This is a genomic window from Apilactobacillus kunkeei, from assembly GCF_001308195.1.
Taxonomy (GTDB): domain Bacteria; phylum Bacillota; class Bacilli; order Lactobacillales; family Lactobacillaceae; genus Apilactobacillus; species Apilactobacillus kunkeei_C.
On sequence record NZ_JXDF01000016.1, the window covers coordinates 1 to 24,257 of the forward strand.

The 24,257-nt window shown below is 36.1% G+C and carries 18 protein-coding genes, 12 tRNA genes, 1 rRNA gene, 1 riboswitch and 1 other annotated feature; of the genes, 25 read left to right on the forward strand and 6 right to left on the reverse strand.

The annotated features are described in order from the left end of the window. From rrf to RZ78_RS03015, 15 genes are all read left to right on the forward strand, one after another. Positions 1 to 103 (forward strand): 5S ribosomal RNA (gene rrf, locus RZ78_RS02945); the annotation flags it as partial. A 5-nt stretch (positions 104 to 108) separates the two neighbouring features. Further along, positions 109 to 181: transfer RNA gene (locus tag RZ78_RS02950), tRNA-Asn, on the forward strand. A gap of 14 nt (positions 182 to 195) precedes the next feature. Further along, positions 196 to 287 (forward strand) — tRNA-Ser (locus RZ78_RS02955). Between the two features lie 16 nt (positions 288 to 303). Continuing rightward, positions 304 to 376: transfer RNA gene (locus tag RZ78_RS02960), tRNA-Glu, on the forward strand. Positions 377 to 385: 9 nt separating this feature from the next. Next, positions 386 to 458, forward strand: a tRNA-Val gene (locus RZ78_RS02965). Positions 459 to 476: 18 nt separating this feature from the next. Further along, positions 477 to 551: transfer RNA gene (locus RZ78_RS02970), tRNA-Asp, on the forward strand. A 56-nt stretch (positions 552 to 607) separates the two neighbouring features. Then, positions 608 to 680, forward strand: a tRNA-Phe gene (locus tag RZ78_RS02975). Between the two features lie 5 nt (positions 681 to 685). Continuing rightward, positions 686 to 771, forward strand: a tRNA-Tyr gene (locus RZ78_RS02980). 1 nt (position 772) lies between these two features. Then, a tRNA-Trp gene (locus tag RZ78_RS02985) sits at positions 773 to 843 on the forward strand. 14 nt (positions 844 to 857) lie between these two features. Further along, positions 858 to 930 (forward strand) — tRNA-His (locus tag RZ78_RS02990). A 9-nt stretch (positions 931 to 939) separates the two neighbouring features. Then, positions 940 to 1,011: transfer RNA gene (locus tag RZ78_RS02995), tRNA-Gln, on the forward strand. Positions 1,012 to 1,029: 18 nt separating this feature from the next. Then, positions 1,030 to 1,100 (forward strand) — tRNA-Cys (locus RZ78_RS03000). A gap of 21 nt (positions 1,101 to 1,121) precedes the next feature. After that, a tRNA-Leu gene (locus RZ78_RS03005) sits at positions 1,122 to 1,205 on the forward strand. An 85-nt stretch (positions 1,206 to 1,290) separates the two neighbouring features. Continuing rightward, a riboswitch (SMK box riboswitch) is annotated at positions 1,291 to 1,376 on the forward strand. Next, a complete protein-coding gene (metK, locus tag RZ78_RS03010; RefSeq protein ID WP_054608083.1) occupies positions 1,374 to 2,561 on the forward strand; it encodes a methionine adenosyltransferase in 1,188 nt (395 codons plus the stop codon). (Overlaps the previous riboswitch by 3 nt.) Positions 2,562 to 2,636: 75 nt before the next feature. Then, complete coding sequence (locus tag RZ78_RS03015; RefSeq protein ID WP_054608084.1) at positions 2,637 to 4,106, forward strand: MDR family MFS transporter; 1,470 nt, start codon at positions 2,637 to 2,639, stop codon at positions 4,104 to 4,106. Positions 4,107 to 4,127: 21 nt separating this feature from the next. On the opposite strand, the gene RZ78_RS03020 is transcribed toward RZ78_RS03015, so the two are convergent. After that, positions 4,128 to 4,694, reverse strand: coding sequence for a class I SAM-dependent methyltransferase (locus RZ78_RS03020; RefSeq protein ID WP_054608085.1), 567 nt, complete (start codon positions 4,692 to 4,694; stop codon positions 4,128 to 4,130). Positions 4,695 to 4,808: 114 nt separating this feature from the next. After that, positions 4,809 to 5,015 (forward strand) — a binding site (T-box leader). A 57-nt stretch (positions 5,016 to 5,072) separates the two neighbouring features. Between RZ78_RS03020 and leuS the strand changes: the two genes are divergently transcribed. The 3 genes from leuS to RZ78_RS03035 all read left to right on the forward strand — a co-directional run bounded on the left by leuS (position 5,073) and on the right by RZ78_RS03035 (position 9,946). After that, positions 5,073 to 7,490, forward strand: a complete 2,418-nt coding sequence (gene leuS, locus RZ78_RS03025) for a leucine--tRNA ligase (protein ID WP_054608086.1) — start codon at positions 5,073 to 5,075, stop codon at positions 7,488 to 7,490. Positions 7,491 to 7,616: 126 nt separating this feature from the next. Next, the gene (locus RZ78_RS03030; RefSeq protein ID WP_054608087.1) at positions 7,617 to 9,269 is read left to right on the forward strand and encodes a putative polysaccharide biosynthesis protein; all 1,653 of its coding nucleotides are present in this window, start codon (positions 7,617 to 7,619) and stop codon (positions 9,267 to 9,269) included. Positions 9,270 to 9,292: 23 nt separating this feature from the next. Further along, complete coding sequence (locus tag RZ78_RS03035; RefSeq protein WP_054608088.1) at positions 9,293 to 9,946, forward strand: YoaK family protein; 654 nt, start codon at positions 9,293 to 9,295, stop codon at positions 9,944 to 9,946. Between the two features lie 16 nt (positions 9,947 to 9,962). On the opposite strand, the gene RZ78_RS03040 is transcribed toward RZ78_RS03035, so the two are convergent. Continuing rightward, the gene (locus tag RZ78_RS03040) at positions 9,963 to 10,799 is read right to left on the reverse strand and encodes an NAD(P)H-hydrate dehydratase (protein WP_054608089.1); all 837 of its coding nucleotides are present in this window, start codon (positions 10,797 to 10,799) and stop codon (positions 9,963 to 9,965) included. 114 nt (positions 10,800 to 10,913) lie between these two features. Between RZ78_RS03040 and pepV the strand changes: the two genes are divergently transcribed. Then, a complete protein-coding gene (gene pepV / locus RZ78_RS03045) occupies positions 10,914 to 12,329 on the forward strand; it encodes a dipeptidase PepV (protein ID WP_054608090.1) in 1,416 nt (471 codons plus the stop codon). A gap of 40 nt (positions 12,330 to 12,369) precedes the next feature. Here the strand turns inward: pepV and RZ78_RS03050 are convergent, their stop codons facing one another. After that, positions 12,370 to 13,002 (reverse strand): deoxynucleoside kinase, encoded by a 633-nt coding sequence (locus RZ78_RS03050; protein ID WP_053791689.1) that lies wholly within the window; start codon positions 13,000 to 13,002, stop codon positions 12,370 to 12,372. Positions 13,003 to 13,107: 105 nt separating this feature from the next. Beyond that, positions 13,108 to 13,479 carry a large-conductance mechanosensitive channel protein MscL gene (mscL, locus tag RZ78_RS03055; protein ID WP_054608091.1) on the reverse strand — a complete coding sequence of 124 codons (372 nt, stop codon included), beginning with the start codon at positions 13,477 to 13,479 and terminating at the stop codon, positions 13,108 to 13,110. Between the two features lie 127 nt (positions 13,480 to 13,606). Between mscL and RZ78_RS03060 the strand changes: the two genes are divergently transcribed. Further along, positions 13,607 to 15,391, forward strand: a complete 1,785-nt coding sequence (locus RZ78_RS03060) for a S53 family peptidase (RefSeq protein ID WP_054608092.1) — start codon at positions 13,607 to 13,609, stop codon at positions 15,389 to 15,391. Between the two features lie 41 nt (positions 15,392 to 15,432). Here RZ78_RS03060 and RZ78_RS03065 read toward each other — a convergent pair whose 3' ends face one another. Continuing rightward, complete coding sequence (locus tag RZ78_RS03065; RefSeq protein ID WP_054608093.1) at positions 15,433 to 15,771, reverse strand: hypothetical protein; 339 nt, start codon at positions 15,769 to 15,771, stop codon at positions 15,433 to 15,435. Between the two features lie 177 nt (positions 15,772 to 15,948). Between RZ78_RS03065 and RZ78_RS03070 the strand changes: the two genes are divergently transcribed. The 5 genes from RZ78_RS03070 to RZ78_RS03090 all read left to right on the forward strand — a co-directional run bounded on the left by RZ78_RS03070 (position 15,949) and on the right by RZ78_RS03090 (position 23,886). Next, positions 15,949 to 18,210 (forward strand): ATP-binding cassette domain-containing protein, encoded by a 2,262-nt coding sequence (locus RZ78_RS03070; protein WP_054608094.1) that lies wholly within the window; start codon positions 15,949 to 15,951, stop codon positions 18,208 to 18,210. A gap of 248 nt (positions 18,211 to 18,458) precedes the next feature. Then, positions 18,459 to 20,342, forward strand: coding sequence for an asparagine synthase (glutamine-hydrolyzing) (gene asnB, locus RZ78_RS03075; protein WP_041152206.1), 1,884 nt, complete (start codon positions 18,459 to 18,461; stop codon positions 20,340 to 20,342). Positions 20,343 to 20,374: 32 nt separating this feature from the next. Beyond that, positions 20,375 to 21,913 carry a UDP-N-acetylmuramoyl-L-alanyl-D-glutamate--2,6-diaminopimelate ligase gene (locus tag RZ78_RS03080; protein ID WP_054608095.1) on the forward strand — a complete coding sequence of 513 codons (1,539 nt, stop codon included), beginning with the start codon at positions 20,375 to 20,377 and terminating at the stop codon, positions 21,911 to 21,913. Further along, positions 21,906 to 23,156, forward strand: coding sequence for a carboxylate--amine ligase (locus tag RZ78_RS03085; protein WP_054608096.1), 1,251 nt, complete (start codon positions 21,906 to 21,908; stop codon positions 23,154 to 23,156). The genes RZ78_RS03080 and RZ78_RS03085 overlap by 8 nt, the downstream gene beginning before the upstream one ends. Before the next feature lie 10 nt (positions 23,157 to 23,166). Then, positions 23,167 to 23,886 (forward strand): aspartate/glutamate racemase family protein, encoded by a 720-nt coding sequence (locus RZ78_RS03090; RefSeq protein WP_054608097.1) that lies wholly within the window; start codon positions 23,167 to 23,169, stop codon positions 23,884 to 23,886. A 13-nt stretch (positions 23,887 to 23,899) separates the two neighbouring features. Here the strand turns inward: RZ78_RS03090 and RZ78_RS03095 are convergent, their stop codons facing one another. Next, complete coding sequence (locus RZ78_RS03095) at positions 23,900 to 24,238, reverse strand: DUF1516 family protein (RefSeq protein WP_054608098.1); 339 nt, start codon at positions 24,236 to 24,238, stop codon at positions 23,900 to 23,902. Positions 24,239 to 24,257 lie beyond the last annotated feature (19 nt).

Below are 24,257 nucleotides of genomic sequence, written 5' to 3' on the forward strand. Positions count from 1 at the left end.
CTAGAAGGATACACCTGTTCCCATGCCGAACACAGAAGTTAAGCTTCTAAACGCCGATAGTAGTTGAGGGATCGCCCTCTGCAAGGGTAGGACGTTGCCGCGCGTTATTCCGAATTAGCTCAGTTGGTAGAGCACCTGACTGTTAATCAGGTTGTCGTCAGTTCGAGTCTGACATTCGGAGTTATAACTGGTCTTGGAGAGTTGTCCGAGTTGGCCGAAGGAGCATCATTGGAAATGATGTAAACGGGTGAATGCCTGTTTCAAGGGTTCGAATCCCTTACTCTCCGTATACCTTATAGTTATGACCCGTTGGTCAAGTGGTTTAAGACACTGCCCTTTCACGGCAGTAACATGGGTTCGAATCCCGTACGGGTCATTTATATTTGGAGGATTAGCTCAGTTGGGAGAGCATCTGCCTTACAAGCAGGAGGTCACAGGTTCGAGCCCTGTATCCTCCATTCCAAATATATTGGACTGGTTCGTTGGTCTAGTTGGTTTAGGACGCCTGCCTGTCACGCAGGAGGTCACGAGTTCGAGTCTCGTACGAACCGTTGTTGTCAATGACAACATAATTGAATATTTATCTATAGCAAAACATAAATGGTATGGCTCGGTAGCTCAGTTGGTAGAGCAACGGATTGAAGCTCCGTGTGTCGGCAGTTCGATTCTGTCCCGCGCCATTTATGGAGGGGTAGCGAAGTCTGGCTAAACGCGGCGGACTGTAAATCCGCTCCTTCGGGTTCGGTGGTTCGAATCCACTCCCCTCCACCATAGGGATATAGTATAATGGTAGTACAACGGTCTCCAAAACCGTTGGTGCGGGTTCAACTCCTGCTATCCCTGTTAATGTTGCTATGGCGGTAGTGGTGAAGTGGTTAACACATCGGATTGTGGTTCCGACACGCGTGGGTTCGATTCCCACCTACCGCCCTTTTTAATTGGGCTATAGCCAAGTGGTAAGGCACTGGACTTTGACTCCATTATGCGCTGGTTCGAATCCAGCTAGCCCAGTTGAATTCGAACTAAAATGGCGGTATAGCCAAGTGGTAAGGCAGAGGTCTGCAAAACCTTTATCATCGGTTCAAATCCGATTACCGCCTTTGGCTTCATTTTAATATTATGCCGGAGTGGCGGAATTGGCAGACGCGCTGGACTCAAAATCCAGTGATCGCAAGATCGTGTGGGTTCGAACCCCACCTCCGGTACTAATTGAAAAAAGACTATCCGAAAGGGTAGTCTTTTTTGTATTTTCGATTACTTTAAAAAATATTAAAGTTATGATATGATTTTAAGAGTTATAAGCGTATTCCCGATAGGATTCACCTTGATAGTGAAGATGCCTTGTAACCAAATTAATAGGGGGAATCATTAAAATGCAAGAAAGACATTTATTTACATCAGAATCTGTTTCAGAAGGACATCCTGATAAAATCGCTGATCAAATTAGTGACGCTATCTTAGATGAAATGCTAAAACAAGATCCTGATTCCAGAGTTGCTTGTGAATGTTCAGTAACTACTGGTTTAGTATTAGTTTTTGGTGAAATTACTACCAAAGCATACGTTAACATTCAAAAAATTGTTAGAGAAACTATCAAAGAAATTGGTTACGACAATGACCAATACGGTTTCGATGGTAATACTTGTGCAGTATTAGTTGCCATTGATGAACAATCACCTGATATTGCTCAAGGTGTTGATGATTCTCTGGAAACTCGTGACAGTAGTGAAGATGCTCTAGATAAGATTGGGGCAGGTGATCAAGGTTTAATGTTTGGTTACGCTGTTGATGAAACACCTGAACTAATGCCACTACCAATTTCTTTAAGTCATAAGCTAATGAGAAAAATTGCTGACTTAAGAAAAGATGGTACAATTTCATACTTAAGACCTGACGCAAAGGCCGAAGTAACTGTTGAATACGATGACAACAACAAACCTGTTGCTGTTGAAACTGTTGTTTTAAGTACTCAACATGATCCAGATATTACTTTAGAACAAATTAGAAAAGATGTTATCGAACAAGTAATTAAGGCTGTTATTCCAGCCGAATTACTAAATGACAACACCAAATTCTTCATTAATCCTACTGGACGTTTCGTAATTGGTGGACCTCAAGGTGATGCCGGTTTAACTGGTAGAAAGATTATTGTTGATACTTACGGTGGAGCTGCTCACCACGGTGGTGGTGCATTCTCTGGTAAGGATGCTACTAAGGTTGATAGATCAGCAAGTTATGCTGCTAGATATATCGCTAAGAACATCGTTGCTGCTAAGTTAGCTACTCGTATTGAAGTACAAGTTGCTTACGCTATCGGTGTTGCAAAGCCTGTTTCAATTTCTGTAAATACTTTTGGTACAGCTACCGTTTCAGAAAATGATCTAATTAAAGCAATTAGAGAAATTTTTGACTTAAGACCAGCTGGTATCATTAAGATGCTTGACTTAAAGCGTCCTATTTACAAGAAAACAGCCGCTTACGGTCACTTTGGTAGAACCGATATCGATTTACCTTGGGAACATACTGACAAGGTTGAAGAACTACAAAATTTCTTTAAATAATATATCTTAAAACGATAAAGACGATTTATTTGTAGAAAATTACTTATAAATCGTTTTTATTTTGATGGAGGAACAATGAGTATTAATACGCAAAAGAACAATGTTTTATTAGTTACCATATCATTGTTTATCGCTACATTTATGAGTGCCGTTGAAGGAACGATTGTATCAACTGCTATGCCCACAATTGTAGGGGATTTACATGGTGTCTCAATTATGAACTGGGTATTCTCAGTTTACTTACTTACCAACGCAATATCGACACCAATCTATGGGAAATTATCAGATCAATTTGGTAGAAAGAAGATATTTATCTTTGGAATTGGAATCTTCCTAATTGGATCAATTTTCTCTGGAATGTCTAATTCAATGACAACATTGATAATTTGGCGAGCAATTCAAGGTGTCGGTGCAGGGGTAATTATGCCATTATCCTACACAATTGTTGCTGATATCTATTCTGATGAGAATAGGGGTAAAATCTTAGGACTAAACGGTGCTATTTGGGGGATTGCATCAATCTTAGCTCCCTTAATTGGTGGATTTTTGGTTGATAGCCTTAGTTGGCACTGGGTTTTCTTTTTAAACTTACCACTAGGAATCATTGCTTTGATTATTTTTACCGTGAGTTTTCATGAAAAACACGTCGTGGTTAAACAATCAATTGATTACCTAGGAATGGTTTACCTATCCCTATTATTACTATCATTGATGTACATCATTCAATTGATTAGTGATTTATCAGATAACTGGCAACCCATCTCATACTGTATTTTCTTCTCAATATTATTGTTAATCTTATTCGTAAGAAAAGAACATTGTGCTGAAAATCCAATTATTCCAATGAAGTTATTGAAAAACAGAACGTTTGTTATTCAAAACATCATTGCCTTTCTAATCAGTGGTTTCTTGATGGGACTAGAAGTTTATCTTCCAGTCTGGACACAAGGAATATTTGGATACCCAGCAACACTTTCTGGATTAGCCATCACACCAACTTCAATCCTTTGGATCTTTGGTGCATTTGTATCCGGATGGTTATTGTCTAGAATGAAGGCATTCTACGCGACAATGTTTGGTTTATTCTTTATTTTAGTTGCTGCCATTTGGGTGGTATTACTACCATTTACAGTTTCATTCGCCTGGTTCTTTGCCATCGCAGCAATTTGCGGAATTGGTTTTGGAATCACAATTACTAATGGAACAGTAATCTCACAAAACAGTGTTGAAAAATCAGACGTTGGTGTTGCGACATCATTCAATACACTATGTAGAATCTTTGGTCAAACATTGATTGTGGCCGTTTTAGGTATCGTGATGAATAGACAACTAACCATTGGAATTCTTCATACTGATGGTGCCAAAATGGATATGATTAATAAAATTGTTAATGTTAAAACTGCTCATTTAGTTCCTGCTAAATTAATGGAACCATTAAGAAACGTGATTTATGATTCACTACACAAAGTATTTTGGGTATGCTTGTTTATCGTTATCTTTGCGGTAATTGTAAACTTATATGATCGTATTTTAGCTAAAAAGTAAAATAAAAAATTCCAACTTTAATTAGTTGGAATTTTTTTGTATTGCCAATAGGATAGGTGGGCAATGAACCTGATTAATGAATTGATATTGCATGACTGAAAATGCTTTTTGGTCTAAACATTGAGCATATTGAATTACGGCATCCTTTTCTTGTGGACCGCCATCATGGCCATAGTATAGAACTAAGACGACAATGCCATTTACTTCAAGTTTGTCTAGACATGACTTAATCGCTGTCAGGGTGGTATCTGGTTTTGTGATAATATCCTTGTTACTTCCTGGTAGATATCCAAGGTTAAAGATGGCAGCATTAATTGATCCATCGACTAGTTTTGCAATATTTTCATGACCGGTATTAAAAAGGGTGACGTTACTACTTAAATTTTTGTCATCTAATCTTTGTTTAGTGTAGTTAATTGCTTCTGCTTGCACATCGAAGCCATAAACTTTTCCGTTTTCACCAACTAACTGTGATAAAAACTCAGTATCATTTCCTTTTCCAACGGTTGCATCAACGACAGTGTCGCCGCTTTGCACCAATTGAGATAGTAGGGTATGACTGTATCTAACTGATGGTTGAATTTTCATTATTTAATTACTCCTTGATTAATAAAATAACTATCAATAATTCTAACACATTTGATAATTGTCCTTGATTTTAATTCTGTAGACTGGTATATTTAAAATAATTAAATTACCGAATAGAAATTGTTGATACGAGGTAGTAGATTGGCGTTGCTTTTCAGAAACTAAATGGCCGCTGTGAATTTAGACCAATGCTAATTGAACTAGTCGTAGAGATCTTGACTGAATCTCAGTAGGTTAAGACGTTTTCCGCGTTAAGGACTTGAGATGTATCTATATTTTATAGATAAACTTAGGTGGTACCGCGGAATTTTCGTCCTATAGGCTTTATAGCTTATAGGACTTTTTTTATTCGATAACTGATTAAAGGAGGAATTTTTTATGGCTTATAATCACAAAGATGTTGAAAAGAAATGGCAAAAATATTGGGAAACCAATGAAACTTTTAAAACAACAAATGATGAAAACAAAGAAAATTACTATGCTCTAGATATGTTCCCATATCCTTCTGGTCAAGGACTTCACGTAGGACATCCTGAAGGATACACTGCAACTGATATCATGGCTAGATTTAAGAGAATGCAAGGAAAGAATGTATTACATCCAATTGGATTTGATGCATTCGGTTTACCTGCTGAACAATACGCATTAAAGACAGGTAACCATCCTGGTTCATTTACTCAAAAGAACATCGAACACTTTAGAGAACAAATTAAGTCATTAGGTTTCTCATACGACTGGGACAGAGAAGTTGATACTACTGATCCTAAGTACTACAAGTGGACTCAATGGATTTTTGAACAATTATACAAAAAAGGTTTAGCTTACGAAGACGAAATCGAAGTTAACTGGGCTCCCGACTTTATGGGTGGAACCGTTGTTGCTAACGAAGAAGTTATCGATGGTAAGACTGAACGTGGTGGATACCCAGTATACCGTGTTCCAATGAAGCAATGGGTATTAAAGATTACTGCATATGCTGATCGTTTAATCGATGACTTAGACGACTTAGACTGGCCAGAAAGCATTAAAGAAATGCAAAGAAACTGGATTGGTCGTTCAAAGGGTGCCAGCGTATTCTTTGGTGTTAAAGACCATGATGAAAAGATTGAAGTCTTCACAACTAGACCAGATACTTTATTCGGTGCTGGATACATCGTGTTAGCACCTGATCATGATTTAGTAGACAAGATTGCTACTGATGACAAGAAAGAAGCAATTGAAGCTTACCGTAAGGAAGTTGCTACTAAGTCTGATTTAGAACGTACTGATTTAAACAAAGACAAGTCTGGTGTATTTACCGGAGCTTACGGAATTAACCCAGTTAATGGTGAACAAATTCCAATTTGGATTGGTGACTACGTTCTTTCATCATACGGAACTGGTGCAATTATGGCTGTTCCAGCACATGATGACCGTGATTATGAATTTGCCAAGAAATTTGACCTTCCTATCAAACCAGTTATCGAAGGCGGCGACATTGAAAAAGAATCTTACACTGGCGACGGTGTTCACATTAACTCAGACTTCTTAGATGGTATGAACAAAAAAGATGCCATTGATGCTATCGTAAAATGGTTGGAAGACAACAATGCAGGTCATGCTAAGACTAACTACCGTTTGAGAGACTGGATTTTCTCACGTCAAAGATACTGGGGTGAACCAATCCCAGTTATTCATTGGGAAGACGGTGAAACTGGTTTAGTACCAGAAGATGAACTTCCATTGGTATTACCAGAAACTGATAACATTGAACCATCAGGTACTGGTGAATCTCCATTAGCTAACATTGACGAATGGGTAAATGTTGTTGATGAAAATGGTCGTAAGGGTAAACGTGAAACTAACACCATGCCACAATGGGCTGGTAGTTCATGGTACTACTTAAGATACATTGATCCACACAACGATAAGATGATTGCTGACCCTGAATTATTAAAGAAATGGTTACCAGTTGACCTATACATTGGTGGTGCAGAACATGCCGTTCTTCACTTACTATATGCTCGTTTCTGGCATAAAGTTCTTTATGATTTAGGTGTTGTTCCTACCAAGGAACCATTCCACAAGTTAGTTAACCAAGGAATGATTTTAGGTACTAACCACGAAAAGATGTCTAAATCAAAGGGTAACGTTGTTAACCCTGACGATATCGTTGAAGAATACGGTGCAGATACATTGAGATTATACGAAATGTTCATGGGCCCATTAACTGAATCAAAGCCTTGGAGTACTGAAGGTATTAATGGTGCCAATAGATGGGTTAACCGTGTTTGGAGATTAATGATCGATGATGAAGACAGACTTCGTGACCGTATCACTACTGTAAACGATCATAAATTAGACAAGATTTACAACCAAACTGTTAAGAAGGTAACTGATGATTACGAAAACCTTCGTTTCAACGTTGCAATTTCAAGCATGATGGTATTTGTAAATGAATGCTACAAGCAAGATAGTTTATTCCTAGATTACATGGAAGGCTTCGTGAAGTTAGTTTCACCAATCATTCCACATATGGCTGAAGAACTATGGAGCAATTTTGGTCATGACGACAGCATTACTTATGCTAAATGGCCAGAGTATGATGAAAGCAAATTAGTTGATGATGAAGTACAAATCGTAGTTCAAGTTAACGGTAAAGTTAGAGCTCATATTAAGGTTGCCGCTGATGCATCTAAGGATGCTACTCAAGAAGCAGCTATGAGTGATGATAAGATTAAGGCAGATATTGAAGGAAAGACAGTTAGAAAGGTAATTGTTGTTCCTGGTAAGATTGTAAATATCGTTGCTAACTAAAGAAAAAGAGTGATAATTTAACGATTATCACTCTTTTTTTGTGTCTAATAGTGGTATGATGTTGATTACGAGTAAAATATTGATTAAAATGAACAAGTTAGAGAAATTTGAAAGTGGGAATGCGATATGCATGAACAAGATAAAAATATGAAAGATAATTTAGCTCAGGATAAGATGATTGAGGGATCCGCATGGATGACAGCGGGGAGCATCTTATCAAGAGTATTGGGAGCAATATACATAATTCCTTGGAGAATGATGCTTGGTGTTCTGTATTTACAAGCTAATTCATTATATGTACAAGGATATAATTTTTATAGTATGATATTAATTATTTCAATTGCCGGAATCCCATCCGCAATTGCCAAACAGGTTGCTCATTATAATGCCTTAAATGAGTACGGTGTCAGTGTCAGGTTGTACAAACGAGGATTATTATTATCACTAATCACAGGGATTGTTTGTGCATTAATCCTATATATCGGAGCACCTGCATTTGATAACGGAAATCCTGATTTAATTCCGGTTATGAGATCATTATCATGGGCCGTATTAATCATTCCAACCATGAGTTTAACTCGTGGTTACTTCCAAGGATTCCAAGATATGGCACCTTCAGCCATTTCACAATTTGCTGAACAACTATTCCGTGTAATATACATGTTGTTAGCAGTTTTCTTTATCATTAAAGTTATGCATGGTAGTTGGGTTACTGCTGTTTCTCAGTCTACCTTTGCAGCTTTTATTGGTTCGGTTGCAGGATTATTAGTTTTAGGTTGGTATTACTTAAAACGTCGTCGTTACTACCGTTCTTTGGTTAAGAATAGTAATAATGAAATTCATGTAAATGCTAATAAACTATATACGGAAATAATTCAACAAGCTGTCCCATTTGTTATTCTTGGTGCCGGAATTACTATTTTTCAATTAATTGATCAGTTTACCTTCTTTAAGATTATGCATGTTGCCACAAATGCTTCAAATTTAGTTTTGAATCAATTGTATGCAATTTTTGCAGGTAACGCCAATAAGCTAATTATGATTACCATCTCACTTGCTTCATCTATGGCAATCACAGTTGTTCCCTTACTATCAGAAGCTTACACAAAGGGTAATAGAAAAGAAATTAGCCACCAAATTTCAAGTGGATTTGTGCTATTCTCATTCGTAATGATTCCAGCAGCGTTAGGGATGACTGCTATTGCTGGTCCATTAAACCGAGTCTTTTACGGAACTGGTAATGGGGCACTATCAGCTAACGTATTAGCATTCTCATCCATTATTTCAATCTTCTTTGGATTATTCACTGTTGTGACTGCAATGATGCAAGGAATTTCTCAAAACAAGGTTGCCGTAAGATACTTTGTTTATGGAATTATTGCTAAAATTATCACTCAGTTCCCAATGGTATTCTTCTTCAAGGAATTTGGTCCTTTAATTTCTTCTGCAATTGGATTCATGGTTGTAAATGGATTGATTATCAATTCATTGGATCGTCAATTTAAGATTAGAAGTGATAAGATGCTTAACCAAATTAACTGGATTGTATTATTCGCACTTGTAACTTACCTTGTTGCGTTAGCATCAGTATATGCTGGAAACATGATTGTCGGCTTATTGATGAATCCATTTACTAGTGTTGGAAGTTTAATTGTTGTAATAATTGCTACTTCATTAGGTGGATTTGTTTATGTTTACTTGGCACTGAAGAGCAGAATTGCCAATATTGTGATTGGAAGTAAAGCAGACTCTTTAAGACGAAAATTACACATTAAATAAAACTGAAAGCATGGGTAATGAAGATGAAAAATAAAAATATATTTACGCATCCATTAGTCGCAATCCTATTGGCAATGACCAGTGGTGGAATTGACGCCTATACCTTCATTCAACAAGGTGGGGTATTTGCTGGATTACAAACAGGAAACTCAATTTTATTTGGGATTAGTTTAGCTAATCACGATTTTGCTCAATCTTTGAAGTATATTTTTTCCATTATTTTCTTCGCATTAGGAATCTTGATTATCAAGGTAATGCAAAGAAAGTTGGACTCAATCAATACTCGAAAAGTGATAATTATGTTTTATGAAATTGTGGTTATTATGATTGTTGGTCTATTAGTTAAAGATACTTCATCGGTTTTAATCGTGGGACTTTTATCGTTAGTATCAGCTGCCCAGTTGCAAGAGTTCAAACTGCTAAAGGGAAATCCATTTAATCCACTAATGATGACTGGAAACATTAGCAAAATTGCTAATAATGCATATTTAGCATTGGCTGATCATGATAAAAAGGCTAAATCACTATTGATTGATACCATCATGGTAATTACAAGTTTCATTTTAGGAACCTTCATCATGGGGATTGTCGATCATTACCTAAATGCTTACTCAGTACTAGTATTGATTATTCCATTATCATTGGTAATAATTTTTAACTTTATAAATCGCAAATAAAAAAAGACGGAATCGATTATGATTCTGTCTTTTTTTCGCTTGCTTTCATGAATTCGGGGATGTGTTCAATGATTTGGGTAGGAAGAACAACATATTGGTTCTCAGCTAATTTATCAGCGATTGCGCTGTGAGCATATACGGCAGATAAAACTGCATCAGTTGTATCTGAGAATTGTGCTACGAACCCGGCAACCATTCCGGCTAAAGTGTCCCCCATACCACCAGTTGCTTGAGCAGGGGTACCACCAGGATTAATCCAGATATCATCATTATGATATATCTTGGTATGGTGTGACTTAACAACAACTGTAGCATTTAATTTCTTGACGGCTTTTTGATTGTTTTCATCGGTTTGGTCACTGATTTTAATGCCAGATAATCGTTGCCATTCCATTTGATGTGGTGTGAAAATAAGTTTTGCATCAGGAAGGTCAAGATTATGATTGGCAATAAGTGTGATGGCTGAACCATCAATAATTAATTTTTGTGTTGGCTGGATGTTATTAAAAACAGTTTTTAAGATAGTTAGACTGTTTTCATCAGTTCCTAGTCCTGGACCGATTAGGACAACATCGAATCCGTTAAGCATCGACTTAATACTGTCTAAATCATTAAAGTCTACAAACATTGCTTCAGGAATGTGGGTATGAAGACTAGAAAGATTGACTGGGTCCGTAAAAGTAGTTGTTAATCCTGCACCAGAATAGACACAGGCCTTTGAGGCCATGATAATAGCACCGCCAAAGTTATTGGTACCACCAATAATACCAACTCGTCCAAAAGTGCCTTTATGGCTATTATTTGGACGTTTAATAATCGTGTTATTAACGATGTCAGTTGAAATTTCTGTCATATTAATTCCTCCTAACGTTTTATCTTCAGTATATCACTAAAAAATTGGTACTTCATTGATGTGTTTTTATTAGATTATGCTAAAATATATGGAAAGGTAAAGGAGGATTTCAAAATGATTAATTGGGATAAATTAGCTCAAGACTACAAGGAAGATTATCTAAAGGATTTAGCTGACTTAATTTCTATCGATAGTGAAAGAAATGAAAACGAGGCTACTGATGAATTTCCTTTAGGACCTGGTCCAGCTAAAGCATTAGTAAAGTACTTAGAAATTGGTAAACGCGACGGTTTCACTGTCAAGAACTTAGATAACCTAGTTGGTTACATAGAATACGGTAGTGGAGATAAGACATTTGCTATTTTAGCCCATGCTGATGTTATGCCAGCCGGTGAAGGATGGGACAGCAATCCATTTGAAATGATGATCAAAGACGGAAAAGTATTTGGTCGTGGTGCCTCCGACGACAAGGGACCTGGTTTGGCTGCATACTATGGTCTAAAGATGATGAAGGACCAAGGAATTGAACCTAACTGCAAGATTCGATTCATTATTGGTACCGATGAAGAAAGTAACTGGACTGGAATGAAGCATTACTTCAAGTTAGAACCAGAACCTGACTTTGGATTCTCTCCAGATGCTCAATTCCCAGTTATTAATGGTGAAAAAGGTAATACAACATTTGAAACTACTTTTGGTACTAACCAAGAAGATTCAGCTGATTACTACTTAGCTAACTTCGATGCCGGTTTAAGAGAAAACATGGTACCAAGGGATGCTTTTGCTGATGTTAAGACTGCATTTAAAGATCAAATGGCAGAAGAATTCTCAACATTTATGCAAGATCGCAAACTAGACGGTGGTTCTGAAATCACTGAAGATGGAATCAAGTTACATTTAATTGGTAAGTCAGCACACGGAATGGAACCAAGAAACGGTGTTAATGGTGGAACATTCCTAGCTAACTTCTTACGTGGCTACGATTTCTCTGGTGATGCTAAGAACTTTATTAAGTTTGTTGCAGAATTCCTACACGGTGATTCTCGAGCAAACAGAATCGGTGCTAACTACACTGATGAAATCATGGGTGACTTAACAATGAACGTTGGTATCTTAAAGTTCAACCCAACTGATGGAGGTTTTGTTAACACTAACTTTAGATATCCTAAGGGCATTAGTGTTGAAACCATTGGAAAACACTTAAGCCAAGCTGCTAAGGTAATGGATGGAACTGTTAACAACACAGACGACATGGTTCCTCACTATGTTGATCCAAAAGACCCAATCGTAAACAAACTAATTAATGTTTACCGTGAACGTACTGGTAAGACTGAAGCTCAACCACAAGTAGTTGGTGGTGGTACTTACGGTCGTATGATGAAGAGAGGGGTAGCATTCGGTGCTGAATTCCCTTGGACTGTAAACACAATGCACCAAGCTAATGAATACCAAGTAGTAGATGACTTGATGTTAGCGATGGCAATTTATGGTCAATCAATCTTTGAATTAGGTACATTAGAAGATAACTAAACATAAAAAATCCCAAATCATATTGATTTGGGATTTTTTATTATCTGATTTTTTTAAGTTCTTCATCAATCATGTTTAAAACGATGTCGACGTTAGCATCTTCTGATAGGTCGTATTTTTGAAGGTCAATCTTCATCTTAGGACTCTTATCATATTCTTCATACCATTGTTTGTATGCTGACCACATGTGATAGTAATATTCTTTTAACTTAGGATCGTTATCGAATTGTTCGTAGTCACGGCCGCGCATTTTAATTCTGTGTAGAATGGTTTCAAAATCGGTTTCAGCATATACCATTAGGTCTGGAGCTTTTTTAGGAAGTTGATCTAATTCGCCCATCATTTTGTCCAACAATTCTAGGTAAATTTTCAATTCCATGTCTGAAATGTTACCTTCAGCATTATTTTGTTTTGTGAAAAGGGCATCTTCATAGATTGATCTATCTAAGATGTTGTTATCATCTGATAGCGCTTTTTTAATCATTGAAAAACGTTTGTTTAAAAAGTAAATTTGCAATAAGAATCCATATTGTTCTGGATTGTTATAGTACAAAGGCAAAACAGGATTTTCACCAACTGGTTCATAGAAGGCCTTAGTGCCTAAATGTTTTGCGATTTTACCGGTCAAAGTTGTCTTACCAACACCAATCATCCCTGCTGTAATTATCACCATATTAACTCCTCATTTTTTGAAATAGTAATAATATTTTATCATATTTTAAAACCGAACTTAATATCAAAAGAAAAAACCCGGGCATAAAAATACCTGGGTTTGTTGTTATTTGTTATTTTTTTGTTCTGAAAGTAAATCACGGATTTGACCTAATAGGATGTCAGTCTTGGTATCCTTAGGAGTAGTATCGCGTTTTGAAACTTTGTTGTAAGTTCTTACAATCAAGAATACAACGAAGGCAACAATCAAGAAGTTAATAACATCGTTGATGAAACTACCGACTCTGAAGTGAGCTGAACCCACTGAGAAGACGATTGATGATAAGTTCATTTGACCCATGAAAATTCCAATTAAAGGATTAATCAAGTTGGAAGTAAATGACTTAACGATGGTTGTGAATGCTGAACCAATGATTACACCAACGGCTAAATCTAAGACATTACCTTTAGAGATGAATGCTTTGAATTCTTTAAACAAATTGCAAACCTCCTTTCACTATGTAACTATATTTAATACTAACATAAAAAATTATAAAGAATTGCTTAAATCTGTATACTTGAGATATTTTTAGGAATATTATGAAATTACATAAGGGGTGATACGAGTGAATTATAGAAAAACAATTATTGCGACACTAAGTACCTCTGTTTTATTGGGAATGGCATTTAACTACAATGTTGATGCGCAAGCTAAGAAAACGGTACATAAGGTCAAAATTCATAAGAAGGCCAAAGAAAAATCTAGTTCAGCGACTTCCAACTTCGCGATTATTCTAAAAACCAGGAGTAATAGTAAACTAGAAAATTATGTTTTGACCAAGCATAAGAAGTTCTTATCTACCAAACAGTTTGCCAACCGTTATGGACAAACTAATAGAACTGTTGCTGCAATTCAAAAGTATTTCAAAAAGTATCATATCAAAACTAACAAGTATGCCGGAAACCTCGTATTAAGAGGTTATGGTAGTAAGGCTAACATTCAAAAAGCGCTTAAGTATAAGCAAGTGAGAGTGAAGGTCAACGGGAAGTTCGTCTACCGTCCAAACCACGAACCAAAAATGAGAGGAAAGCTTCAAAAGCATGTTAATGGATTCATGGGATTAAGTAACTATGATCACGTTAATAGCAATGCTGCTAAGAAAACTAAGAGTAGCTCAATGAAGCGTAGCCCTAAGGACTTCATCAGTCGTTACGGTGCAACTTCACTAAAACAAGCCAAACGTGGTGCTAAACACGGAATTGGGATTATCTCATTTGGTGGTTTCAAGAATTCTGACATTACAAGATTTTGGAAGAAGGTAGGAGTTCCTTCAAGTATTAAACGAGTTCACGTTTACAAGGATGCCTATGCCTCAATCAAGTCACAAAGTGATGAAACCACAATGGATATCCAACAAGCTGGTGCAATTGCTCCCAAGTCAAACATCAATGTTTATGTTTCTCAACCAACCATCTCTGGAATGGTAGAGAGCTTTGCTAAAGCAATTAGTTCCAACAAGTCTGACAGTTTATCATTAAGTTGGGGAATCAGCGAAGCTGAATTACAACAAATGATGAATGAAGGATTCATTTCTAAGAACTATAATTCGATTATGAATAGTTTGCTACTACAAGGTGCTGCGCAAGGGATTAGTATTTTTAATTCAACCGGTGACAATGGTGCCTATGATGGGATTGAAGGGGGAGTAACTGGATTAACAGTTGAATCTCCTGCTTCCTCTCCATTCATTACAGCCGTTGGAGCAACCAGTGTGCCAATTAACTACAGCGTTAACGGTCATAAGGTTAAGATTGATAAGGAACGTGCATGGTCAAATGATTTCTTATATCCATACTTTAACCAATTGAAGCTATACAACAGTGATCAAAATAGTTTCCTAAGTACTTACTTTGCGGGAACCGGTGGTGGTTTCAGTAAGTTTAACCAAACTCCTGCCTACCAAAGCAATGTTAGTGGTGTAAATAGTTACAATGCTGTTCAATACTGGAACATGGATAGCGGTTATGCAAAGCAATACGCAAAGCCAACCCAAACATCTGGAACTGCGTCGGGTAGAAACCTACCGGACATTGTTGCAAACGGTGATCCTCAAACAGGTTACACTGTGTTGTATAACAACCAATGGTTTATCGATGGTGGAACAAGTATTGTTTCCCCACAAGTGGCTGCGGTAAATGCTTTGTTTGCTACTAGAGCTAACCATCGTTTCGGATTATGGAATCCACAGTTGTATGCACTTGCTAACAATGGTAACTCACCATTTAATACATTAGATTCTGACAAAGATAATAGTAACTTGTACTATACCGGCCAACCCGGAAAGAAGTACAACCAATCTACTGGTTTGGGAACCGTTAACTACGGTAAGTTATATCAATTAATGAAATAGAAAAAGCCATCCTGATTAAGGATGGCTTTTTTAGTTAGTTATTAGTCTAGTGGTTCGTTGATTCTTTCTAACATTTCCTTAGCAATTAAGGCATGCTTTGAATACTTTTTTAATTGATGGGTAGTAATTTTAGTAGCTGTCATCTTTTCGAATGCAGCACTGTAATCAATAGCGACAGTGTCAGCTGGAATCTTAATTGGTTCTAAGATACGCTTTTTGAAAGCATCACAAGAATCTTCATAAGCCTTTTGTAATCTTTCAACAGTTTCATCATAGCTGTGAGAGATTAAAGACTTCGCGAAACGAAAATCCTTACGATTATATTTGTTACAAATGAACATTACTAAACCAATCATTTTATCTCTTTTTTCTTCTGCCATAATTTCATCTTCTTTCGATTAGATATCGTATCCATACTTTCATTATAGTATCAAAAAATTATTTTTCTCAAGAAAACAGATTATCTTTATAAATTCTTAATTATTAAACAAGATAAATGAAATTTAATCTTATAACTACTATAATTGTTACTACAAAGTGAATTCAGGAGGATTGAAATGCCAAATCAAGATTATATCGAGGTTCATAATGCTTTTCAAAACAACTTAAAGCACTTGGATATCAGCATCAAAAAGCATGCGATTACAGTTTTTACCGGATTATCTGGTGCCGGAAAGTCATCACTTGTTTTTGATACGATTGCTGCTAACTCTAGAAGAGAGTTAAACGAAACATTTCCTAGTTTCACCCAGCAATACCTACCAAAGTATGGAGCTCCACATGTAGGAAGAATCGACAATCTACCTGTTGCGATTGTGATTCAACAAAAGAAGGTCGGGAAAAATCCACGTTCAACACTTGCTACCTACACTGGAATCTATTCATTATTGAGATTATTATTTTCTAGAATTGGTAAACCTTGGGTTGGATACTCTGATACATTTTCATTCAACTTACCTCAAGGGATGTGTGATAAGTGTCAGGGGCTAGGTTACATTGATCACATCAATCCGGACAAGGTGATTGATTACGATAAGTCATTAAACGAAGGGGCAATTACATTCGTTAGTTTTGGTCCTGGAACATGGCGTTGGAAACGTTATGCTTACACCGGCTTATTCGATAACGACAAGAAGATTAAAGATTACTCTGAAAAGGAATTAAATGATTTATTATATGCACCGCAACATCATTTAACTGATGCGCCCAAAGAATGGAAAAAGTCCATTTTGTATGAAGGTGTCATTCCAAGAATTAAACGTTCAATTATTGAAAGTAAAGAAGGAGAACACCACAAGGAAGCCATTCAAGAAATCGTTACTAGAACGGCTTGTGATAAGTGTCATGGTACTAAGTTAAGACCAGAAGTTCTTACTTGTAAGATTAATGGATATAACATTGCCGATGTCTTACAAATGGACTTAAACCACGTTATTGAATTTCTAGATTCAATTGATGAAAAACTAACTGTCGATTTATTGAGAGAACTAACTAACAAGATTCAATCATTAATTGATTTAGGTTTAGGTTATTTAACATTGGACAGAAGTACTGACACATTATCCGGTGGGGAAACTCAAAGAATTAAGATTGCTAAGTACATGAATAGTTCGTTATCTGACATGGTTTACATCTTAGATGAACCAAGTGTTGGATTACATCCAGCGGATATTAAACTAATCAGTCATGCATTGAGAAAATTAAAGGATAAGGGAAACACTGTTTTAGTCGTTGAACATAATCCTGAACTAATTCCAATTGCCGACTACGTTGTCGAAATTGGACCTAAACCAGGTAAAGATGGTGGAAAGATTATGTTTAACGGTAAGTATTCCGACTTACTTAAGAGTGACACCATCACTGGTAAGTTATTACAAGAACCACTGGTATTTAAGCAGGCCAAGAATTTCAACGACACCTTAGATTTAAAGGATGTTAACATCCATAATCTAAAGCATGCCAATGTATCAATTCCATTAAACGCTCAAACCGTTATTTCAGGGGTTGCCGGATCTGGTAAGAGTTCATTAATCCAAGCGGTTAAGGATAAACTAAAAACTGGCTACATTGACTTAACTCAAGATGCAGTTGGAGTAAACATTCGATCAACACCAGCTACCTATCTAAATATCCTAGATGATATTAGAAAACTATTTGGGGATGCTAACAAGGTTTCAAGACAACTATTTAGTTATAATGGAAAAGGTAAATGTCCATTATGTAAAGGTCGTGGAGTTCAAATTACTAACATGGCATTTATGGATCCAGTTGTTCAAACTTGTGAAAAATGTCATGGAAAACGTTACAGTGATGAGGCACTACAATACAAATTAAATGGTTTAGACATTGCCGAAGTATTGAATTTATCAATTAAAGAAGCGATTAAGTTCTTCAGTGACGTTGCAGAAATCCACGATAAGTTAGTTAATATGCAAAAGGTTGGTTTGGATTATCTTTCACTTGGCCAATCACTTGATACATTATCAGGTGGAGAAGTCCAAAGATTAAAACTAGCATTGCAACTAAACAAGACCGGTACCGTTTACTTGTTAGACGAACCAACTGCCGGTTTGCATATGAAAGATGTATCCATAATGACTAATTTATTCGATGAATTAGTCGCAAAGGGCAACACTCTAATCATTGTTGAACACAACTTATCTGTAATTAGTAAGTCAGATTGGATGATTGATGTAGGTCCTAAGGCTGGTCGTTACGGTGGTGAAATCCTATATTCAGGAACACCAAAAGACGCATTAAATGACGCTAAATCAGTCACAGGAAATGCAATGAAAGAGTATAACAATGCTCGTAAATAAAAGACGCGTATCAGCGTCTTTTTGTTTTATACAAATTTATAGCGGTTTTTAGACGATTTCACTGGACAGAAGTGTAGATATGATTATACTTAATAATATTAGTTTGTGTACTATATAAATTTGTATCATTGATTAAATTGCTATTTTTATGGCCTAAAATCTAAATATTTTGTTACAATAAAATAAGTACGATTAAAAAGTAACTAAAAATTATTAATACATTAAAAAAACAAAGGGGAATAAAACTTATGTGTGGATTTTGTGGATATGTAAATCATAAAGATGTGCCTAACGACACCATTGAAAAGATGGCTAATCGAATTAAGCATCGTGGCCCTGATGATGAAAAGTATTTCCAAGACGATAAGGTATCAATGGGATTCCGTCGTCTATCAATTATTGACTTAGCTCATGGTGGCCAACCACTATACAGTAAAGATAAGAAGAAAGTATTAACCTTTAACGGTGAAATTTACAACTACCAAGAAATTAGAGATGAATTAATTTCTGAAGGTTGGGAATTTGAAACTGATGTTGACTCAGAAGTTCTAATTCGTGGTTACGAAGCATGGGGTCCAAAACTATTGGATAAACTTCGTGGTATGTACGCATTCGTTATCTATGACAGTGCTAACAACGAAATCTTCGGTGCTCGTGATCATTTCGGAATCAAGCCACTATACTACTACGACGATGGCGACGCATTTATGTACGGTTCTGAATTAAAAGCATTCTTATCAAACCCTGCATTCAAGAAGGAATTAAACCTAAAGCTTCTACCAATTCACTTAAGTTTTGAATTTATTCCATCAGCAGAAACAATGTTCAAGAACGTTTACAAAGTAATGCCTGGTACTTACTTCATTCACCACATTGATGAAAAGAAGACTGAAACACACAGATATTACAAGTTCAACTACGATCACATTGATGAATCACAAACTGTTGAAGAAGATGCCAAGAAGATTGAAGCAATCGTTAAGGATTCTGTAAAGGCCCACATGATTGCTGACGTTGAAGTTGGTAGTTTCTTATCAAGTGGTGTTGACTCAAGTTACGTTTTAAACGAAGCTTCAAAATTAAAACCAATTAAGTCATTCTCACTTGGATTCAACGATTCTAAGTTTAGTGAATTATCATGGTCAACTGACTTTGCTCAACAAATCGGTCAAAAGAACACACCAATCAAGATTACTGGTGATGACTACTTTGATTTCTTACCAACTATGATGTACTACATGGATGAACCACTTTCAAATCCATCAGCTATTCAATTATTCTACTTAGCTCAAGGTACTAGTAAAGAAGTTAAGGTTGCTTTATCTGGTGAAGGTGCTGATGAATTCTTCGGTGGTTACAACACTTACCTAGAAGCAATTCCATTTGAAAGATACCAAAAATACGTTCCTGGATTTATCCGTAGTGCATTAGCTAAGATGGCTACTAAGATGCCTCGTTTCCACGGTCGTCGTTTCTTAATTCGTGGTGCTCAACCATTGAGTGAAAGATACTACCGTGTTAACTACGTATACAACTACGATGACAGAAACAAGTTATTAAAGGATCCATCATTGAACGTTGATTCAGGTGCTTACTCAAAATACATTTTTGATGAAGTAGCTGACAAAGACGAAATGACTCAAATGCAATACTTTGACATCAATGCTTGGTTACCATTTGATATTTTACAAAAGGCTGACCGTATGAGTATGGCTAACTCTCTTGAAGTTAGAACTCCATTGGTTGATAAGAAGGTTGCTGAATTTGCTGCAACTATGCCAATTAAGACTCGTATCAATAAAGAAGGTACTAAGATTTCACTTCGTAAAGCAGCTGAACGTGCATTACCTGACAAGGTTGCTATGAAGGAAAAACTTGGTTTCCCATCACCAATCGCATCATGGATCAGAGAACCTAAGTTCCATGAAAGAATTGTGAGAGCATTTACTTCTGACGTTGCTGAAAAGTTCTTTAACACCGATGAATTGTTAAGAATTCTAAAGGAACATGATGAAGGTAAATCAAGCATGCAAAAGATTATGACACCTTACCTATTTATTCTATGGTATGAAGTATACTTCCCAGAAGATACAAACGCTGATACTATTAACAAGGTACAACTACAAGCATAATTTTTAAATCTTGATATAAGGAAGTAAAAACAATGGCTCTTGGAATTGATGAAATAAAAACAATATTAACTGAACATGGACTAATACAAGAAATTGTATCAGGTGAGGATGTTTCATTTGATGAAGTAACTTACGATTCCAGAAATGTTAAACCAAATACATTGTTCTTTTGTAAGGGTAATTTCAAGCCCGAATACTTAGCGATGGCTAAGGAAATGGGTGCGACTGGTTACGTTGCTGAACAAAAGTATGATGAAGGTAATGGCTTAACTCAAATCATTGTGAATAACGTGCAAAAGGCAATGTCTCTAGTAGGCGCTGCCTTTTACTGCTATCCTCAAAATGATTTGTTTGTTATTGCTTATACCGGGACTAAGGGGAAGACAACATCTTCTTACTTTGCTAAAAGTATTTTAGATAACACCAATAACAACAAAACAGCATTGATTTCTACAATTGATACTGTTGTTGGAAACGAACCATCACAACGCTTCAAGTCACATTTAACCACTCCTGAGTCATTAGATATTTTTAACTACATGAGACAAGCAGTGGATAATGGAATGACTAGTCTAGTGATGGAAGTTTCATCACAAGCATACAAAAAGTTAAGAGTCTACGGACTTCATTTTGATGTGGGTATTTTCTTAAATATTTCACCGGATCATATTGGTCCAAACGAACATCCAACATTTGCCGACTATCTACACTGCAAGGAACAATTAATGGTTAATTCCACACATTGTATTATTGATGCAGACACAGATTACATGTTAGATGTCTACGAAGCAGCTAAATCAACTACTGATCCAGACAAAATTTATCTATTCAGTAGGGATAAAAAAGAATTTGAAGACGTACAAATTGATTTCAATTTCTCAAGCATCTCAGACACAATCGACAGCAATGAAATTAGAGTAGTTGCTAATAGTGAAAAAGCTAAGAAAATGAATGTCGAAGATGACTACAAAATTGGAGTTGTGGGAGACTATAACGAAGCTAATGCAATGTCTGCGATTATCGCTTCTGCATTGGATAATGCTAGTGCACAAGACGCCAAAAAGGGATTGAAAGATGTGTTTGTTCCAGGGAGAATGGAATCATACAAATCTAAGCACAATGGTACAATTTACGTTGATTATGCCCATAACTACGCTAGCATGCATGCACTATTAGGATTTTTGAAGAGTAATAATCCTGATGGCAAGGTAATTGTTGTAGTGGGAAGTCCTGGTAATAAGGGACTAGATCGTAGAGAAGGTTTTGGAAAAGCATTAACTGAAAGTGCAGATATTGCATTTTTAACTTCTGATGACCCAGCCTTTGAAGATCCAAAAGACATTATTAACGAAATAGATTCTTACATTAATCATGATAAAGTTGACGTTCATATTGAACTAGACAGAAAAATGGCTATTAAAAAGGCTATTCACGCCGGTGATAATAATGCTATGATAGTAGTTGCTGGTAAAGGAAGAGATCCTTACCAAAAAATCAACGGCGTAGATACTCCATACGAAACAGATCCCGTCGTGGTACAAAATGTTTTGAGAGGGATAGATAATGAGTAATTTAGAATCTAATTTTACAGTTGTTCTATTAGGTAGTGATTTCAATGCTTATGGAATGGCTCGTTCATTATATGAAAAATACAGAAAACCCGTGAAGGCATACGCTGAACAAGCACTTGCACCTACACGTTTTACAAAAATTGTTGATTTAACTTTGATTGATGGCTTTAGCGAAGATCCAAAATGGATTGAATCAATGAAAGAACTTAAGAAGGAATATGCGTCACATGAAGAACCAGTTATCTTAATTGGTTGTGGTGATGGTTATGCTGAATTGATTTCAAAACATAAGGATGAATTAGAAGACGTCTTCGTTTGTCCATACGTTGATTATGACTTAATCAAGAAATTGAACAGTAAAGAAAACTTCTATAAGTTATGTGAAGAATATGATTTACCATATCCAAAGACAAAGATTATTTCTAAAAATGATTTTGAAAGTGATGAAAAGATTGAACAACCATTTGGTTATCCAGTCGCATTAAAGCCAACCAACAGTGTTGAATGGTTGGATGTTCACTTTGAAGGCAGAAAAAAAGCATTCATTATTGAATCACAAGATGAATTTGAAGATATAATTGAAAAGATTTATACCAATGGATATACTTCTGATTTGATTCTTCAAGACTTTATCCCTGGTGATGACAGTAACATGCGTACTTTAAATGCCTACATCGACAAGAATCACAAAGTTAAGATGATGTGTTTAGGTCATCCATTATTGGAAGACCCATCACCAGCAGCTATTGGTAACTATGTAGCTATCCTTCCAGAATATAACGAAAAGCTATATTCAATGGTCCAAGGATTCCTAGAAAAGATTAACTATGTTGGTTACGCTAACTTTGATATGAAATACGATACTCGAGACAATACTTTCAAACTATTTGAAATTAACTTGAGACAAGGTAGAAGTAGTTTCTTCGTAAGTTTAAATGGTTACAATTTAGCTGATTGGGTTGTTAGAGATTACGCATTTGATGACTTATCAGATAAAGAAACTGTATACGCTAACGAAAACAAAGACAATCGTTACCTATGGTTAGGTGTTGGCGAACAAGTCTTCAAGAAATATGCTAAGGACAACGCAGACAAGGAATTCGCTCTTCAATTAATCAAGAAGGGCCAATACGGTACTACTTTCTGGTATAACCGTGACAAGAGCTTTAAGCGTTGGTTATTAGACGTTTGGATTAAGCATAACTACGCTAAGAATTTCAAACGTTACTTTAGCGAAAAATAGGGATGATAAAATGAGACATTTCTTTTCAATTATTGGTGGAATGGGAACAGAAGCTACCGAAAGTTACATTCATTTATTGAATCAACGAACACCAGCTAGTAATGATCAGGAATATTTAAATTATATCCTTGTAAATCATGCGACTGTCCCAGACAGAACCAATTACATTTTAGACAATACTAAACCAAACCCATTGATTCCATTAAAGGAAGATATTAAGCAACAATCACAATTAAATCCGGATTTCTTTGTGATTCCTTGTAACACTGCTCATTTCTTCTTTGATGAATTACAGTCAGCAACAAGCGTGCCAATTTTGCATATGCCAAAGGAAGCAGTTGCTGAAATTAGTAATGTGTATCCTAATGCTAAAAGAATTGGTTTGATTGCTACCAAGGGAACCATTTTTGATGGTATTTACGATACTGAAGTGCAAAACGCTGGTTATGAAATTATAAAACCAACTGAGCATATTCAAGAAGAAACAATGGATTTGATATACAAATATGTCAAAGAACAAAATAAAGTTAACAAAGAACTATATCATCACATCTTAGATGAAATGAAGAACGAGATGAATTGTGACGTAATCATCTTAGGTTGTACAGAATTATCTGTTGCCGAAGAACGTGCCTCAGATCATGACTACCCAGTGATTGATGCCCAATCAGTCTTAGTTGATCGTTCAATTGAATTAGCTTTAAAGAACAGAGAAAAAGACATCGAATAATTCGATGTCTTTTTTATATTACATTATAGATAGTGATGCAAATCAAAGCGATGATTACTATGATTAGGCCAATCACATTGAAATTAATAAGGTGATTTTGTTGTTTGTTTGTATAGTTTAATTCTGTTAGACCACCAAGTAGGACAGCTAACACATCAGCAATTATTGCGGTGTAGAAACGATGATCCGAAACTCGAATGGTGATAACGATTTGCGTAATCAGTATTAATATATATATTACTCGACTAGCAATTAACCATTGGATGACTCTCTTAACGGAGACCCTGGTGATACCAATTATGGTTACTGCTATATAAATAAATAACATTATTAGTGTTAAGCTAGCCCACATAATATCTCCTCCTAATAGG